General features: G+C 40.4%; 16 protein-coding genes. 7 read left to right on the forward strand and 9 right to left on the reverse strand.

Annotated features, from left to right (window positions below; genetic code table 11):
- Positions 1-40 precede the first annotated feature (40 nt).
- Entirely contained in the window at positions 41-1,105 is a 1,065-nt protein-coding gene (locus ACO1QW_RS01210; protein ID WP_486254934.1) for a branched-chain amino acid aminotransferase, read from the reverse strand.
- Positions 1,106-1,119: 14 nt separating this feature from the next.
- On the opposite strand from ACO1QW_RS01210, the gene ACO1QW_RS01215 reads away from it, so the two are divergent.
- From ACO1QW_RS01215 to ACO1QW_RS01235, 5 genes are read left to right on the forward strand one after another with little or no spacing between them, the layout of a single operon-like run.
- On the forward strand, positions 1,120-1,707 hold the full coding sequence (locus tag ACO1QW_RS01215) for a hypothetical protein (RefSeq protein WP_486254935.1): 588 nt from the start codon (positions 1,120-1,122) through the stop codon (positions 1,705-1,707).
- Positions 1,708-1,714: 7 nt separating this feature from the next.
- Positions 1,715-2,293 carry an RdgB/HAM1 family non-canonical purine NTP pyrophosphatase gene (gene rdgB / locus ACO1QW_RS01220; protein WP_486254936.1) on the forward strand — a complete coding sequence of 193 codons (579 nt, stop codon included), beginning with the start codon at positions 1,715-1,717 and terminating at the stop codon, positions 2,291-2,293.
- Between the two features lie 12 nt (positions 2,294-2,305).
- Positions 2,306-2,839: an RNA polymerase sigma factor gene (locus ACO1QW_RS01225; protein ID WP_486254938.1), complete on the forward strand. Its 534-nt coding sequence runs from the start codon at positions 2,306-2,308 to the stop codon at positions 2,837-2,839.
- A 36-nt stretch (positions 2,840-2,875) separates the two neighbouring features.
- Entirely contained in the window at positions 2,876-3,862 is a 987-nt protein-coding gene (locus ACO1QW_RS01230; protein WP_486254940.1) for a hypothetical protein, read from the forward strand.
- 15 nt (positions 3,863-3,877) lie between these two features.
- Positions 3,878-4,306: an acyl-CoA thioesterase gene (locus tag ACO1QW_RS01235; RefSeq protein WP_486254942.1), complete on the forward strand. Its 429-nt coding sequence runs from the start codon at positions 3,878-3,880 to the stop codon at positions 4,304-4,306.
- Positions 4,307-4,399: 93 nt separating this feature from the next.
- Here ACO1QW_RS01235 and ACO1QW_RS01240 read toward each other — a convergent pair whose 3' ends face one another.
- The 4 genes from ACO1QW_RS01240 to ACO1QW_RS01255 all read right to left on the reverse strand — a co-directional run bounded on the left by ACO1QW_RS01240 (position 4,400) and on the right by ACO1QW_RS01255 (position 8,294).
- On the reverse strand, positions 4,400-5,227 hold the full coding sequence (locus ACO1QW_RS01240; protein WP_486254944.1) for a tetratricopeptide repeat protein: 828 nt from the start codon (positions 5,225-5,227) through the stop codon (positions 4,400-4,402).
- 48 nt (positions 5,228-5,275) lie between these two features.
- The gene (locus ACO1QW_RS01245; RefSeq protein ID WP_486254945.1) at positions 5,276-6,007 is read right to left on the reverse strand and encodes a shikimate dehydrogenase family protein; all 732 of its coding nucleotides are present in this window, start codon (positions 6,005-6,007) and stop codon (positions 5,276-5,278) included.
- Positions 6,007-6,777, reverse strand: coding sequence for a phosphosulfolactate synthase (locus tag ACO1QW_RS01250; RefSeq protein WP_486254947.1), 771 nt, complete (start codon positions 6,775-6,777; stop codon positions 6,007-6,009). The genes ACO1QW_RS01245 and ACO1QW_RS01250 overlap by 1 nt, the downstream gene beginning before the upstream one ends.
- Positions 6,778-6,872: 95 nt before the next feature.
- Complete coding sequence (locus tag ACO1QW_RS01255; RefSeq protein WP_486254948.1) at positions 6,873-8,294, reverse strand: tetratricopeptide repeat protein; 1,422 nt, start codon at positions 8,292-8,294, stop codon at positions 6,873-6,875.
- Positions 8,295-8,447: 153 nt separating this feature from the next.
- Here ACO1QW_RS01255 and ACO1QW_RS01260 point away from each other — a divergent pair, with 153 nt between their 5' ends.
- Complete coding sequence (locus tag ACO1QW_RS01260; protein ID WP_486254950.1) at positions 8,448-8,798, forward strand: hypothetical protein; 351 nt, start codon at positions 8,448-8,450, stop codon at positions 8,796-8,798.
- A 48-nt stretch (positions 8,799-8,846) separates the two neighbouring features.
- Here ACO1QW_RS01260 and ACO1QW_RS01265 read toward each other — a convergent pair whose 3' ends face one another.
- Complete coding sequence (locus ACO1QW_RS01265) at positions 8,847-9,512, reverse strand: hypothetical protein (RefSeq protein WP_486254951.1); 666 nt, start codon at positions 9,510-9,512, stop codon at positions 8,847-8,849.
- A 113-nt stretch (positions 9,513-9,625) separates the two neighbouring features.
- A complete protein-coding gene (gene yidC, locus ACO1QW_RS01270; protein ID WP_486254953.1) occupies positions 9,626-11,476 on the reverse strand; it encodes a membrane protein insertase YidC in 1,851 nt (616 codons plus the stop codon).
- A gap of 214 nt (positions 11,477-11,690) precedes the next feature.
- Between yidC and ACO1QW_RS01275 the strand changes: the two genes are divergently transcribed.
- Positions 11,691-12,887: a DUF4407 domain-containing protein gene (locus ACO1QW_RS01275; RefSeq protein WP_486254955.1), complete on the forward strand. Its 1,197-nt coding sequence runs from the start codon at positions 11,691-11,693 to the stop codon at positions 12,885-12,887.
- A gap of 90 nt (positions 12,888-12,977) precedes the next feature.
- Here ACO1QW_RS01275 and pyrG read toward each other — a convergent pair whose 3' ends face one another.
- Both pyrG and proC read right to left on the reverse strand, forming a co-directional pair.
- The gene (pyrG, locus tag ACO1QW_RS01280) at positions 12,978-14,627 is read right to left on the reverse strand and encodes a CTP synthase (RefSeq protein ID WP_486254957.1); all 1,650 of its coding nucleotides are present in this window, start codon (positions 14,625-14,627) and stop codon (positions 12,978-12,980) included.
- 148 nt (positions 14,628-14,775) lie between these two features.
- Positions 14,776-15,570 (reverse strand): pyrroline-5-carboxylate reductase, encoded by a 795-nt coding sequence (gene proC, locus ACO1QW_RS01285; protein WP_486254958.1) that lies wholly within the window; start codon positions 15,568-15,570, stop codon positions 14,776-14,778.
- Positions 15,571-15,674: the final 104 nt, after the last annotated feature.

The raw sequence follows: 15,674 nt of genomic DNA on the forward strand, positions 1-15,674 counted from the left end.
CGGCTCTTTTCAAAGCCGCTTTACTGTTTTCATTGCAGGTTTATATTTTGAATAACCATTCGTGTATATCTGCTGCCCTGCCTTCACGGATATCAGTTAAACGACGTTTCACTTCCGGAGAGATCGTCCATTTATCTGTATCAAACTCCATCACAGTTTCTTTATAACGTAATTCTTTGATCATGGAAATAGTTGCTGCGGTACCTGTACCAAACACTTCTTTCAATGTGCCTTTGTTGAATGCATCCACTACTTCGTGAATACTGATCGGCCGTTCTTCAATCGTTAAACCCATATCTTTTAAAATCGAAATCACACTGTCTCTTGTAACACCCGCAAGAATGGTGCCTTCATCAAGATTTGGTGTAATGGCAGTGTTGCCAATAATCACAAATCCATTCATCATACCAAATTCCTGTAGGTATTTATGTTCAACTGCATCGGTCCACAATACCTGGTCGTATCCTTTTTTCTTTGCTTCGTTTGTTGGATACATCGATGAACCATAGTTACCGGCTGCTTTTGCAAAACCAACACCACCGGGCACTGCACGAACAAAATGCTCTTCAACATAAATTTTCATTGGTACTGCATAGTAAGGTCCGGTTGGACAAAGTATGATCATGAACTTATACTTATCGCTTGGCTTCACTCCTATTACATCATCATTGGCAAACATAAACGGACGGATGTACAATGAATGATCTTTTTTCATCGGAATCCAATCCTTGTCCACTTCAATGAGCTTGCGCATGCCTTCAATAAAAATTTCTTCAGGCACCGCTGGCATTTGCATACGCTCTGCCGATTTATTGAAACGTTGAAAATTATCGTATGGTCGAAAGATATACGCTTCGCCATTTTCATGACGGTAAGCTTTGATACCTTCAAAGATGCTTTGGCCATAATGCATGGCTGCATTTGCAGGAGAAATGGTAATGGGTTGATAAGGTTTGATCTCTACATTCTTCCACTCACCATCTTCATAATCGGCCACCAACATGTGATCAGTAAAATGTTTTCCGAAAGGAACATTCCCAAGATCGAGACTGCTGAGCTTACTTGTTTCAGATTTTGTAACTAAAATATCCATAGCACCAATCATAACTCGTTATTTTTGTGCTACAAAGAAACGAAAAAAACAAACAAGGGTTTTACTACTCATCAACTATGTCGTTTGAAAATATTCAACTTACTGACGATCAAGTGGCCGAACTTTACGGTAAACAACTCGTAGTTGTTGAAAAAGACGACAATGACAGGAAACTTGCAGCGAAACCGGTTACACCCGAAATTTTGGCTGAGCCCGTTTCCTTAACTGCTCCTTTGCAAGGCATTACCGGCAAAAACAAAAAGCATTTCGTGTGGATGGTTGAGGAGCATTATTTCCCTTACCTCAATGATGCCGATTTCCAGTTTTTAGGTGATGTGTTGACGGCATGCAAAATGAATATGGAAGATATTGCCTTGGTGAACGTGTCTAATAACCGTAATCATTTTGATGAACTGGTGCAGCAATTGCAACCAAAGTTCATCGTAGCATCGGGTGTACAGGTTGATGCCTTGCCTATTCAGCCTGCTGATTACCGCGTGCAACAGCAGCAAGAGTACTTATTATGTTGTACCGAAACACTGGAAGCCATCCGCAACGATAAAAGCAAAAAATCAAAACTCTGGCTGGCATTAAAACAAATGCTGGGCCTGTAAACTGTTTATGCAACAACTTATTTTCGCCAGCGGCAACAGGCATAAAGCCGAAGAAATTGAAGCCGCCCTCCCAAGCGGTTTTAAAATTATCATTATGAAAGATGCGGGCGTAGAGGAAGACATTCCTGAACCATTTCATACGTTGGAGGAAAATTCAAAACACAAGGCTGAATTTTTATCGGCACGTTTAAACAAAGATTGTTTTGCAGAAGATACGGGGCTTGAAGTGGATGCATTGAATGGTGAACCGGGTGTACATTCAGCCCGTTATGCAGGTGAGGGAAAAGATTTCAGCGCTAATATTGATATGTTGCTCACAAATATGCAGGGGCAAAGCAATCGCAAAGCCCGGTTCCGCACGGTATTTTCGCTTATCCTTGATGGTAAGCTTCACCAGTTTGAAGGAATCTGTAACGGCACGATTTTAGAAAATAAAACCGGAACAGGGGGATTTGGTTATGACCCTGTATTTTTACCCGACGGAAGCAACAAAGCTTTCGGCGAAATGACGATGGAGGAAAAGAACAGTTACAGTCACCGTAAAAAGGGACTCGACCTGATGATCGATTTCCTCAAAAAAAGTTAAGGAGAAACCAAAATGCAAAGCAACCAAACCATTCCTGATAGCGACTTAATTAGTGGATGCATTGCCGGCGACCGTCGTATGCAGAAAGCATTGTACGACAAATATGCCAGTAAAATGTATGCCGTTTGCCTCCGCTACATGGGCAATGCCGATGATGCACAGGATATTTTACAGGAAGGATTTGTAAAAATCTTCAAGAACCTGGAACGTTTCAGAGGCGAAGGGTCGTTTGAAGGATGGGTACGACGCATTTTTGTAAATACCGCTATTGAACAGATCCGTAAAAAGAAAACAGACTTATCATTAACAGAGAAAGAAGAAACGATTGAATTGAAATCCGTTTCAGCGATTGAAAATATCAATGAAAAGGATTTGATGAAGATCATTAAAGAATTATCACCAGGCTACCGGAGTGTATTCAACCTCTACGTAGTGGAAGGATATAGTCATAAAGAAATCGGCGAAATGCTGGGCATCAGCGAAGGCACCAGCAAATCGCAACTGGCAAGAGCAAGAATGATCTTACAGGATAAAATTAAACGCTGAGCTAAATAAATCATGGACGACTCCAATCTTCAACAAATGCTTCTTAATACAGAAGTAACCCCGCCTGAAATGCTGTGGGAGAAGATTGCTGTGGATCTTGATGAAATGGAAACAGATAAACCGCTGCAGCAACATGTACTGCAACTTGAAGAAGAAGCTCCTTCATTTATCTGGGAACAATTAGAATCTGCACTCGACGATCTGTTGATTCAAAAAAAAATAAGCTCAGTTGAAGAAACTGTACCTGCAGCTGCTTGGGCGAATATTGAGCAGCATTTGAACATTGAACAGAACGATGCGTATATCGCTGCCGCTTTGCAATCAACAGAAGTGGCGCCACCTGCAACCGCATGGTCGTTTATAGAAGATTCATTGGAAGAGAAGGGAGCGAAAATAATTTCCATCAACAAAAATTCTCCAAAACGATTTTTACGTATGGCAGCAGCGGCTGCCGTTATTGGAGTGCTTGCATGGGGTGGTTATCGTTTGCTGAATACAAATGATGCGACTGAATCACCGGCAATTGCGGCTGCCGATCCCATAACAAAAACAACAGAGCCTGCGATTGTAGCAACACCGCCTGATACGAATATTACTGCAACTGAACCTGCTGCAGAAACAACATCGGACCGCAGCCAGATCAAACAACATATAAAGCAAAAATTAGCATCACCTGATGCGTTGGCGTATACTGAAACGCCTGACCATAGTTTGGAAAACAATGTTGCTTACCAGGGTATTCATCACAAGCAGGCGGTAGCAAAAAAAGAAACAGGTGGTTTTTCTGAAAGTCAATACTTCATGGTGCTGAATGATGATGGAGAGCTCGTTCGTGTATCAAAAAAGATCAGCAATCTGAAATGTGCGGTTGGTAATGCTGATGCAGCCACTGCTCTTCAATCGAAAGATTGTAATGAACAGATCAAAGTATGGCGTGAAAAAATGGCGATGGCTGCTGCTATCTCTGCTTCTGCCGGCGATATTGATCTGAATGCATTAATCAATAGTACCGATCAACAATAAACACTTATCCGTTTCATGTCACGCATTAAGATTACGCTGCCAACACAGTTTTCTTTCACTGCAACTATTCCCGTACGCATCACCGATCTGAATTATGGAAATCATGTAGGCAATGATGCCGTGCTGTCGATCATACACGAAGCAAGAATGCAGTTTCTTATTCATCATGGATGTACGGAACTCAGTTGCGGGGGTGTTGGTTTAATTATGAGTGATGTGGGTATTGAATTTAAGAAAGAGATTTTTTATGGCGATGTGTTATCTGTAAGTGTTGCAGCAACCAATTTTACTTCAATTGGCTTCGATCTTTTCTATCAAGTCATGAATAAGGACAATGTTGTAACGGCAATTGCTAAAACCGGTATGGTTTGTTACGATTACGATAAGAAGAAGATTGCACAGGTGCCTGCTGAGGTGAAAGCGAAGATGGCAAGTGCTGACTAGTGAATTGGCAATAGGCAATAAACAAAAGGCAAATGCAGAATTACTTCTCTGCATAAAACTCTTAATCGCCTTTCTTTCTCTGCGGTAAAAAAATTACTTCATCAATTTAATTTCATTCAACAGCAGTGCAGCATAATTGCTATTAAGCTGCACCAACTCATTATACTTCTGCACAGCATCCGCTTTTTTGTTTTGCTTTACATGGCATAGACCAATATAGTAAACAGTCGTTTCAAACCCGGGTTTTAAAATATTGGCTTTATTGAGATGACTCATCGCTTCTTCGAAGCGATTTAAAGAAAAAAGAGAGAAGCCTAGTTCGGAATGAGAAAGATAGTTCTGCTCTTCAAAGTTCGTTGCTTTTTGCAGGTACGGAACTGCATCATTAAATTTCCCCAGATCATTATAACACCAACCAATGCGATAATGTATTTTCTTTTCGGTGCTGTCTATCGAAAGTGCTTTCAGAAAATCGGCCAATGCTAAAGCCGTATTCTTCTTTGCATCTTTATACAAATCGCCTCTTGCGATGTACACTTTTTCATAATTTGCATTGAGCTTTATCACATGGTTGAAATCTCTGAGCGCTTCCTCTACTTTTCCTAATTTGTATTGCGCAAAGCCCGCTTCATAAATTCCACGAAAATCTGTTGGATCTAATTTTACTGCCTGCTGAAGAATAGGCAATGCTGTTTGGTATTGACCCAACTCATTGTAACACCAGCCCAATTCATAATGTGCAGCAGCTAAGGTTGGCTTTTGTTCAATTGCTTTTTTGAAAAGAGAAATAGCTTCTGTGCATTTCCCATCACGACGAAGTTTGCGGCCAGCCTCATAATTTTCTTCAGCCTTATCTGCCTGTGCAGAAGCAGCCATAAAGCCAACCAGGGAAATGATGAGTATAAAAAGTTTTCTGCACATTGGTTCAATATTCAATCACAATAATAACGGAAGCTGTTGAAACATCATTCAACTGTTCCATATCTTCCAGCTTTCTTCGGCTTGTATCACCAACATATCCCCACCATTCTTAATTGCTGCTCCCCTTTCTTCGGCTAATTGCAGAAAGGCTGTCTTTGCCGGGTTGTAAACAAGATCGTAACAGAGATATCGACTGTTGATGAATTGATACGGTAATGATGGTTTATCATGCACATTCGGTTGCATACCAAGAGGTGTGGTGTTGATAACTATCTGGTATTGCTGCATAACTGTTTCGTTGAGGTCGTCATAGCCTAGCATGTCCGCCGCTTTTTTGCGGGAAACATATTTGTATCCTATTCCCATTTGCTTTAACACCCAAACAACCGCTTTTGCGGCACCACCAGTGCCAAGCACCAATGCCTGCTGATGATGAGGTTTTACAAATGGTTCAAATGATTGACGAAAACCCAGCACATCAGTATTATAACCAGTCAGTTCACCATCTTTTATTTTGATACAATTGCAGGCACCAATTTCTTTTACTGCATCTGAATGATGATGCAGGAAAGGCAAAACTTCTTCTTTGTAAGGAATGGTTACGTTGATGCCTTCCAATCCTTTTACATCTTTCAATAATTGTGGAAACTGGTCGAGGGAAGGAATAGGATACAATTCATAATTACAATTGCTGATCCCTTCCGTTGCAAATTTTTCTGTGAAATATTTTTTTGAAAACGAATGACTCAACGGGTATCCTATCAAACCAAACTGACGCATTACGCTTTCTGTTTATCGAGGAACATATGGAATGTATCGCCACGTAAACCCAAACGCATCGTCTCTAAAGGAATAACTTCTGTTGGTGCAATATTCCCAAGGTTCACATTATGGCCCACCAATTCAATAAAGTAAAGTTGCTGTGCTTTTTGGGGTGCTTCCCAAATGATCTTTTCTTCCGGAATCTGGGTAAGAATTTCCTGCACTAAACCTTCACGTACTTCCCCACTACCACGGTAAATACCTACGTTACCTGCCTCACGTGCTTCGGCAATTACATAAGTTGAACCGGCTTCCAGTTCAGCACGCATCAATTCAATCCATTTATAAGGTGGGATTATATGAGCCGCATCTTTACTACCCACTTCGCTTAACACTGTTCCATGCTTGGTTAATTTTTCAATATAACCGCATTTCTCAGCGTGAGGAATTTCAATAGAACCATCACTTACTTCCATATATGTAACACCATATTCTTTGCAAACACTGATATAATCTTCAAACTGGTTGCGGATCAGGAATGCTTCAAACAACGTTCCTCCGAAATAAACAGGTATATTATAGGATGCGTATACATCAAGTTTAGCACGCAGGTTTGGAGTAACGAATGAAGTACCAAAACCCAGTTTTACAACATCAACATGCGGCTCGGCAATACTCATAAAGTTCTTAGCTTCTTCAACACTTAACCCCTTGTCCATCACCATTGTAATCCCATGGTTACGGGGTTTCATAATACGCTCAGGAATTTGTGTAAGATTAAAATTCATCGACATACTTTTTTTGATCGTCGGCAAAAATAGGGAAGCAGCAGCAACCTGCAATTACCGATTTACTGACAGTCGTCAACTGAAGCCTGTGGCGGTTAAATTGACCGGGAGCGCTTGTAACGGGCTATAATGTCTACAACCTGTGGGTGTTGCATCAGTTTTGGTTGAATTTCGATGAGTTTCTTGATGAGTTTTGGTGCCGTGGCCATAGCATATTCCAGCTGCGTGATTGCCTGCTTTGTTTTTCCCTGTGCAAAAAAGATGGCCGCACGGTAAAAGATAAAAACTGGTTTACTGCCGGTTGCTTCGTACGCAGCAAGGGCGTATTCATCGGCATTATCCAACAGATCGGCTTTGAGCATACATTCAAGAATTGCGCTCCAGCCTTTTACATTTTTGGGCCTTGATTTAATTACGTTGGCATAATGCTCAATAGCAGTTTTATACTCTCCTATTTCAACCAATGCCATGCCCATTGCAAGATTATATTCGGGTTGGGTGCGATGGATGCGTAATGCCTGCTGCAATTGCTTGATTCCGGCTTCATATTGCGCCTCATTTATGTAAGTGCACGCAATTTTATAATAAAGTTTGCTGTCTTCGGGATTCATATGCGAAGCCTTGCGGTAGTGGAACCTTGCTTGCGCATATTGTCCCATACGATCATAACAATAACCAATCGCTTCATGAATTACTTCTTCCGGTCTGCTGAGTTCTAAAACCTTCTCCAGCATCTCAATCGCATCTTTGTATTTCCGCAGGCGGATATATGCATCACCAATATTGCGGTAAGCATAATCGAATTTTTCATCAATGGCTATACAGTACATGTAAGCATCAATGGCCTTCTCATATAATTTCAAGCCTTGGTATGCAGCACCCAGATTAAACCAAGCCAGTTCACTGTAAGGATTATCGTTGATGATATTGAGGTGAAGCTTGATGGATTCTTCATTACGCCCGGTGAAATCTGTCCAGAAACAAATTTTATAGAGTGCCTCTTCATTTGTTGGTTCTTCTTCCAAAATCAGCTTCAGGCAATCAAATACTTTTTCGAATTCTTCGTAATCATCATACACATCCGCCAACTCAAACAACAATTCCAGCCGTTCTTCGCCAGAGAATAAAAGCAAACCTTCCTCCAGCAATTCCACAGCTTTCTCCTGCTGATCAAGCGCCAGGTAAGCATCCGTACGAAGAATAAACAAATTGATATCGTTATGGTCCAGAAGTTCGGCCTGCTCCAATACCTCAAGAGCAGCTTTGTACTGGCGTGTTGCCAGCAACAGGTCGGCTTTTTTCACCAGTAAAACGGAAGAGTATGGATAGATTTCGATGCCTAATTCGGCCGCCTGCAATGCCTGGGGGTAATCCTCCTTATCATCAAAATGGTCGATTAATTTTTCAAAGCTTTCTTCCTCAAGGAAGGAATGCGAACGCCCGTTCTTCAGGTTCTCAAAAACTCGCAGCAATTCCTTGATCTCTTCTTTGTCGTTTCTGGAGGGGTTTTGTTTCATGTAGTTGCGGGTGGGTTACTGTAATTTACCTTCTATTTCAGAAAATTTATGCCAGTCATGTAACATTTAGTTATCAACACACGTTAATATAATTGTAATTTTGTGATAAGTGGCTTGACAGTTCCCTTTAATAATCTTTAAATTTGTAAGCAAATGACAACCAAAACAACATATCGCCAAAACTTTCTGCGGAACAGTTTATTGATTATGACCTGTTTTGCTGCATTTTATTCTGCTTCTTCTGCCACCTTTTATAGCGGTGGTGGTAAGAAAAAAGATGCTAAGTCAACGCTTACCTCACTCAATCTGAAAAACAATCCGCTGAGCCTTCAAAACGGTTTCCGTTTTAAGAGCGGCTTTAATTTCTCAACTACCAATAACAGTCACCTTACAATGAGAGGCAACAGTATAACCTTTCAAAAGGGGAACAACTTGTATGTGCTGCCGGTAAAACAGAAAGTGGTTTTCAGCAAGTTTAAAACTCCACAAAAGGAAATAAAATAAATTAAAAACCCCGATTCATCATCGGGGTTTTCTTTTGGTATTTATTTTTTAATTCTTGCGAATATTCTTGATCTCGTTGTAAGTCATTTCACGGTAACCGGCTTTAGGTGTGTCGAACATTGCAGCTGGCACAGGATCAAAACTCACTTTATCCGCAATACAGGTTACTTTCATTTTACCTAACTCCGATTCATATTCCAAAGGGAAACCAGGCAAGTTTTTAAACTGGGCTCCATAATCTTTATTCTGGAATACCAGATCAGTTGTATAGTAAACCCTGAAAGTGCTTCCATCTTTCAACTTGGCGATGGCGAGTTTACAGTTGTAACCAAGGATCTTTTTTGTTTCAGGCAGGTACTCAAACTGGATGCCTGCATATTTCACGTTTCGATCTTCGTAATCATCTTTGGTCATACGGATCAGTATCTTCTGCTCGCCATATTCATTCATAACAACCGCATTGCCTTGCTTTGAATCATGCAACGTAATTGTTTTACCAAGAATGCTCGCTAACTCGGTACGTGTGTTTACTCCTTTAAAATAGAGTTTCTGTGTGGCACCATCTAACAAATCGGCTGCCTTGGTTTCGTTATTGCCTGTATTTACAACAATATTATAGGTTACAGTTCCCTCACCATACACTTGCTGGGCACGTAAAGCAATGAATGGAGCAATCAACATCGAAACTAAAGCCGCTCTAAGTAAATTCTTCATTTTTATGTAATTCGATACAGGTTAAAGATATAAAAATAGTGTACCAAGTTGCATTATGATCAAAACAAAAAACCCCGACACTTGCGGTCGGGGTTGTATAGTTTTTGTTAAGATTATTTTTTGCCACCAGCTTTCTTCTGCATCTCCTGCATTTTCTGGTTGCTCTGCTGCACTTGCTCCAATCGTTCCTGCCATTTCGATTTAGTGACAGGTTTCTTTTTATTCTCCTGCATTTTTGCATGGATCTTTTCATCGCTGATGATAAACTTCTGTATCACAAACTGCAATCCAAGTGTTACGATATTGGAAACCGTATAATACCAGGTTAATGCTGAAGGCAGACTGTTAAAGATGAACAACAACATGATAGGGAAGAAATATATCATGTATTTCATTACAGGGTTATCCTGTGTTGGGGTCATCTGCATGTTATAAGCAGAGATGAGGAAGCTGGTTAACGTAGCTGTAATGGTAAATAAACTTACATGATCGCCATAAAAAGGAATACTGAATGGAAGTGTGGCAATTGAATCGTAAGATGAAAGATCTTTCGCCCACAGAAAGCTTTCGCCACGTAAGCCAATATTTGCATTAAAGAAACTGTACAATGCAAAGAAGATCGGAATTTGTAAAACTGCAGGAATACATCCGCCCAAAGGATTTACACCAGCCTGGCGGAATAGCTTCATTTGCTCCATGCTCATCGCTTGCTGATCGCTGCCATGCTTCTTTTTCAATTCGTCAATCTCAGGACGTAATACTTTCATTTTTGCACCACTCAAATAACTTGAATAAGTAAGTGGAGAAATGATGAGACGAATGAAGAATGTAAGCAACAAAATTACAATACCCATGCTGCCGATATTCCTGTTGAAGAAATCGAACACGGGCATCACCACAAAACGGTTAATATATTTTACAAACGCAAAAATGCCATAGCCAAGCTGTACATGACTTTCAAGTTTATTACCAATAGCTTTTAACGTATGATAATCGTTAGGACCGTAATACAACTGCATGGGAACCGTTGCAGCTGATGCGCCAGCAAGATTGAAACGCAGGATTGACTTTACATCCATCACCTTTTGCAATGAATCATCTTTTTGTTCAGGCACCGCCCATGTTGATTCGCCATAAGCAAACGCTGAACCGGCGATAATGGAAGTGTTGAAGAACTGTTGCTTTACACCGATCCATTTTGTTTTATCGCCAAACTTTTTGGTATCACCTGCTCCCGCTGCTTCAAAATCGTAATCGCCTTCTTCGTTAAAACCAATATTGCTTTGTCCCTTCTCATACTTAAGATCTTTTTCCTGCTGCTTGGCTGTAATATCCCAGTTAAGATTAAGAATGCCCTGTGTAAGTAATTTATCAGCTCCTGCTAATTTTACATTCCAATCGATCAGGTAACTATTATTCTTAATGGTGTAAACGTGTTCAATTGATTTACCAGCCGAATCTGCAACACGAAACGTAATGGTTTGTCCATCGCCAGTTTTTGTAATACCTGTATTGGTAAAATTCAATTGAGACGTAAGGGCTGCTTTATTGTCAGCGGTATTCACAGAATAAATGAGTTGATGAGCATCGCCGCCCAACACCACCTGTTTACCATCGTAACGTTTGAATTTTTTTAATTCAACTGCTTTAGGATAGCCACCTTTGTTGGTAAAGCTTACCTTCATTAGTTCATTTTCAACAACAGTCATTTGCTCAGAGAGTGCCGGTTGAAATTCGCCTGCTGCCTGGGTAGACGTTAATGAATCTTGCGCAAGTGCTTGCTGCCTAACTACAGCAGTATCAACTAATTTTCTTTTTGCAGTTTCAATTTTGGCTAAGGAGTCAGCAGCTCTTTGCTTTTCGGCCTGGAGGGCACTTTGCTGGCGGTTGGTAAAAAAGATATAACCAAACAACAGCACCATCATTGCAGCAAAACCAATAATCGTATTCCGGTCAAAATTCATCTGAGTATTTATTTTGGAGCGGCAAAGGTAGGTATTTGGGGGCAAGTGCGAAGGAAGAAGTACGAGGTACGAACGCTTAGCTCCCGCTTACAACTCACTCTTCTCTTTCTTTACCATTTCTTTTACAATAACTAATTTTACCTGCCGTTCTATTTTAGCTTTAACCACGTTGCTGTTCCCGCTTTAACCAACCAAACTTTTAAATCATTTTATTATGAGTCAACAGGCTACGCCCATGTATGCCGGGGAAGCATATGTGCCCACCCAAACCGATGAATTGCTTTGGTGGTTAGCCACCGCAGAAAAAGAATTGATAAAAGATTGTGTGGTGGACCGTAACCGCTACCGGATAGTTGGTATGAGCGTGCTCGCCACCTGGATATTTGCCACACTCGCCTGGACATATTTCTTCTCCACCGTGATCGATAATGTATTTCTGTATGTGGGAAGTGGTGTGTTTATGGGCTTTGTCATATTAAGTATCGACCGGGCACTCATCAAAGGCATTAATCAATTCAACAAAAGAAAAATCACTCCGCTCCTGTTCCGTGGACTGCTGGCATTAACCATTGGCACGTTCATGGCGCAACCTGCTATTCTTTATATGTTCGATAAAGAAATAAAAATGCAGGTATCACTTGACAATGAAAAACGAAAACTCACCAAGCGAACAGAACTTGATCTCCTATACAAGAACCGTAAAGATGAATTGCTGAAAGAAAAAATTTCTTTGCAAAAAGACCTCAGCACAAAATATGCGGCTGTAAACACAGCACGTGAAAAATTTATTGCTGAAACCGACGGTAGCGGCGGAAGTGGCAAAGTGGGTATACAGGATATTGCCATTGCCAAGCGCAACGAATACCAGAAGCTTGATGAAGAATACAAAGCATTGCAAACTCAGCAGCAACAACGTATTGATGCCATTGATGAAGAGTTAAATGGCATGGAAACAACGATCAAAAAACAGGAAGCAGATTTTTTAAATTATCTCAACACCGGTTTTTTAACCCGTATTGAAGCAATGAATAATTTGCTGAAAGAAAATGATGCATTGCAGTTTCGCTATTATCTTATTCTCATCATCCTGATGTTGATCGAACTCATGCCGGTTATTGCAAAAACATTATTGCCAGTTGGCGTGTACGATGAAAAAGTAAAACAACGTGAAGCATTGGAAAAACAAATGGTAGAAGAAAGTGTAGATTATGAACGTGAAATGAAACGGTTGTACAATAAACTATCGATGCAGCAGGATACAGAAACGATGGAAGAATTTTTTCGCATGCAGAAAGATGAACAAAAGTCGAAACTAAGTCACTTTGGTAAAGACTGGAAACGCAACGATGAAAATGTACAGGGCTTCTGGGAAAAAATAAAACAACAAATGATTGGAAGGCCGGAGAACTAGCCTTTAGCAGATAGTCATTAGTGATAAGTAAAAAGGTGAAGAGTCTTACTCTTCACCTTTTATTTTTCGATTTCAATTTGCGATTTATTGTTAGATCATCTCACTTTCAAGCAGGGGGTTCTTTACCGACTGTTGCTTTTCTGAATAGTCTTTCGCAGCTTTAATAAAATGCACGAACAAAGGTGCGGGACTTTCAACTGTACTTTTTAGTTCAGGATGATATTGCACACCAATGAAGAATGGATGCTTTGGGTTTTCCATGATCTCTACCAATCCTGTTTCAGGATTTTTTCCGCTTGGTATCATGCCTGCCTGTTCAAATGCATCAAGATACTTATTGTTGAACTCGTAACGGTGACGGTGGCGTTCGTTAATATTCAAACTTCCGTAGATCTTTTCTGCCAATGAACCTGCTTTAATTTCGCATGGATAAGTGCCTAAGCGCATGGTGCCACCTTTGCTGGTGATCTTCTTTTGTTCTTCCATCATGTCAATAACCGGATCAGGTGTATCAGCATTCATTTCAAATGAATGGGCATCTTTTAAATTCAAAACATTTCTAGCAAATTCAACACAGGCCATTTGCATACCCAAACAGATACCAAAGAATGGCAACCCGTTTTCACGTGCATATTTAATAGCTGTTATCTTTCCTTCAATACCACGGTTACCAAAACCAGGAGCTACCAATAATCCATCCAGCCCGCTTAATTTTTCTGCTACATTCTGATCAGTAATAAACTCACTGTGCACATTCACTACATTCACTTTACATTCATTCATTGCACCTGCATGAATAAAGCTTTCGAGAATGGATTTATAAGCATCCTGCAGTTCAATATATTTACCAATCAAACCAATATTTACCTGGCCTTTCGGATATTTTAATTTATCAATAAACTTTTTCCAATTTTCTAAATCAGGTTCAGGAAAAATAGTTACGCTCAATTTCTTCAAACAAATAACATCCAGTTTTTCTTTCAACATAAACAACGGCACTTCATAAATAGTAGATGCATCGCTTGCTTCAATCACCGCTTCAGGTTTTACGTTGCAGAACAACGCAATTTTGCGACGAATTTCTGTACTTAAAGGCCTTTCGGTGCGACAAACAATGATATCGGGATGTACACCTTCCTGGCTCAGCATACGCACACTATGCTGGGTTGGTTTTGTTTTTAATTCTTTTGCTGCTTTCAAATATGGAATCAATGTGAGATGAAGAACCAGGCAATCTTCTTCCGGTAATTCCCATTGAATCTGGCGAACAGCTTCAACAAACGGAAGCGATTCAATATCACCCACGGTTCCACCTATTTCGGTAATGACAATATCATAACGACCATCTTTACCCAACAGCAACATGCGGCGTTTAATTTCATCGGTAATATGTGGTACAACCTGTACTGTTTTACCGAGATAAGCACCTTCTCTTTCTTTATTAATAACTGTTTGATAAATTCTTCCGGTAGTAACGTTATTCGCTTGTGTTGTATGAATGTTGAGGAAGCGTTCGTAGTGCCCCAGATCAAGATCTGTTTCGGCACCATCTTCCGTTACGAAACATTCACCATGTTCGTAAGGATTGAGCGTACCGGGATCAACGTTGATATAAGGGTCGAATTTCTGAATGGTTACTTTAAAACCACGGGCTTGTAACAATTTGGCCAACGATGCGGCAATAATTCCTTTACCCAATGAAGATGTAACGCCACCGGTTACAAAAATGTACTTGGCCATAAAAAAAGATTTTCAAGTTTACAGACCTGCCTTAATGTAAAATGGAAATAAATAACTAGTGGAGGTCATGCAAACCTACGATGATTTTTTTGATTGAAAAAAATCAGTTGCCAAGCTGTGGAAAATAAGAGGAAATACAGATTTGGATTTATTTCCCGATACTATCGTAACTCGTTTTTATGCCTTTTATAAGTGATGAGCTGAAGCCGCTGTGTTCCATTTCATTGAGGCCGGCAATGGTGCACCCACGTGGTGTAGTTACTTTATCGATCTCAGCCTCGGGATGCGATCCTTTCTGGATCAACAACTCCGCAGCACCATTTACTGTTTGAGCTGCAATAAGTGTGGCCGTTTTTGCATCGAAACCAATTTCAATACCACCCTGTATGCTGGCACGGATATAACGTAACGCATATGCGATGCCACATGCACCAAGAACAGTTGCTGCATCCATCAGTTTTTCATCGATCAATGCTACCCGACCGAGTTGTGAAAAAAGATCATGCACATAATCAAGTTGATCCTGAACTGTATTTATGGAACTAATGCAGGTCATGCTTTCCTGGATAGCAATAGCCGTGTTAGGCATTGCACGAATTACAGGCATATTTGTTCCTACCCACTCCTGCATGTCTTTAATACCAACACCTGTAATTACACTTACCAATACATGCCTTGCTGCATTCAACTCTTCTTTCATATCGAGCAACACATCTTTTATCTGGAAAGGTTTCACCGCCAGTACAACGAGATCAGCATAACGTGCAGCTTCTTTATTGTCGCTTGTTACCAATACGCCTTTGCTTTCAATATCGGTGAGTGTTTTAATATTACGCTTTGTAATAATGATATGGCTGGGCAAACAAAATCCGCTTTTGATCAACCCTTCAGCAATGGCAACGCCCAGGTTTCCGCCACCAATAATGGCAATCTTCTTATTCATAACTATGTTTTTTATAAATGAAATGCCACAGCGATTTTTCACTGTGGCATGCATTTGTTACGATGCTAAAATTAAATCTATTATTCGAACGCAACAATTTTCAT

This window comes from Lacibacter sp. (genome assembly GCF_057361365.1).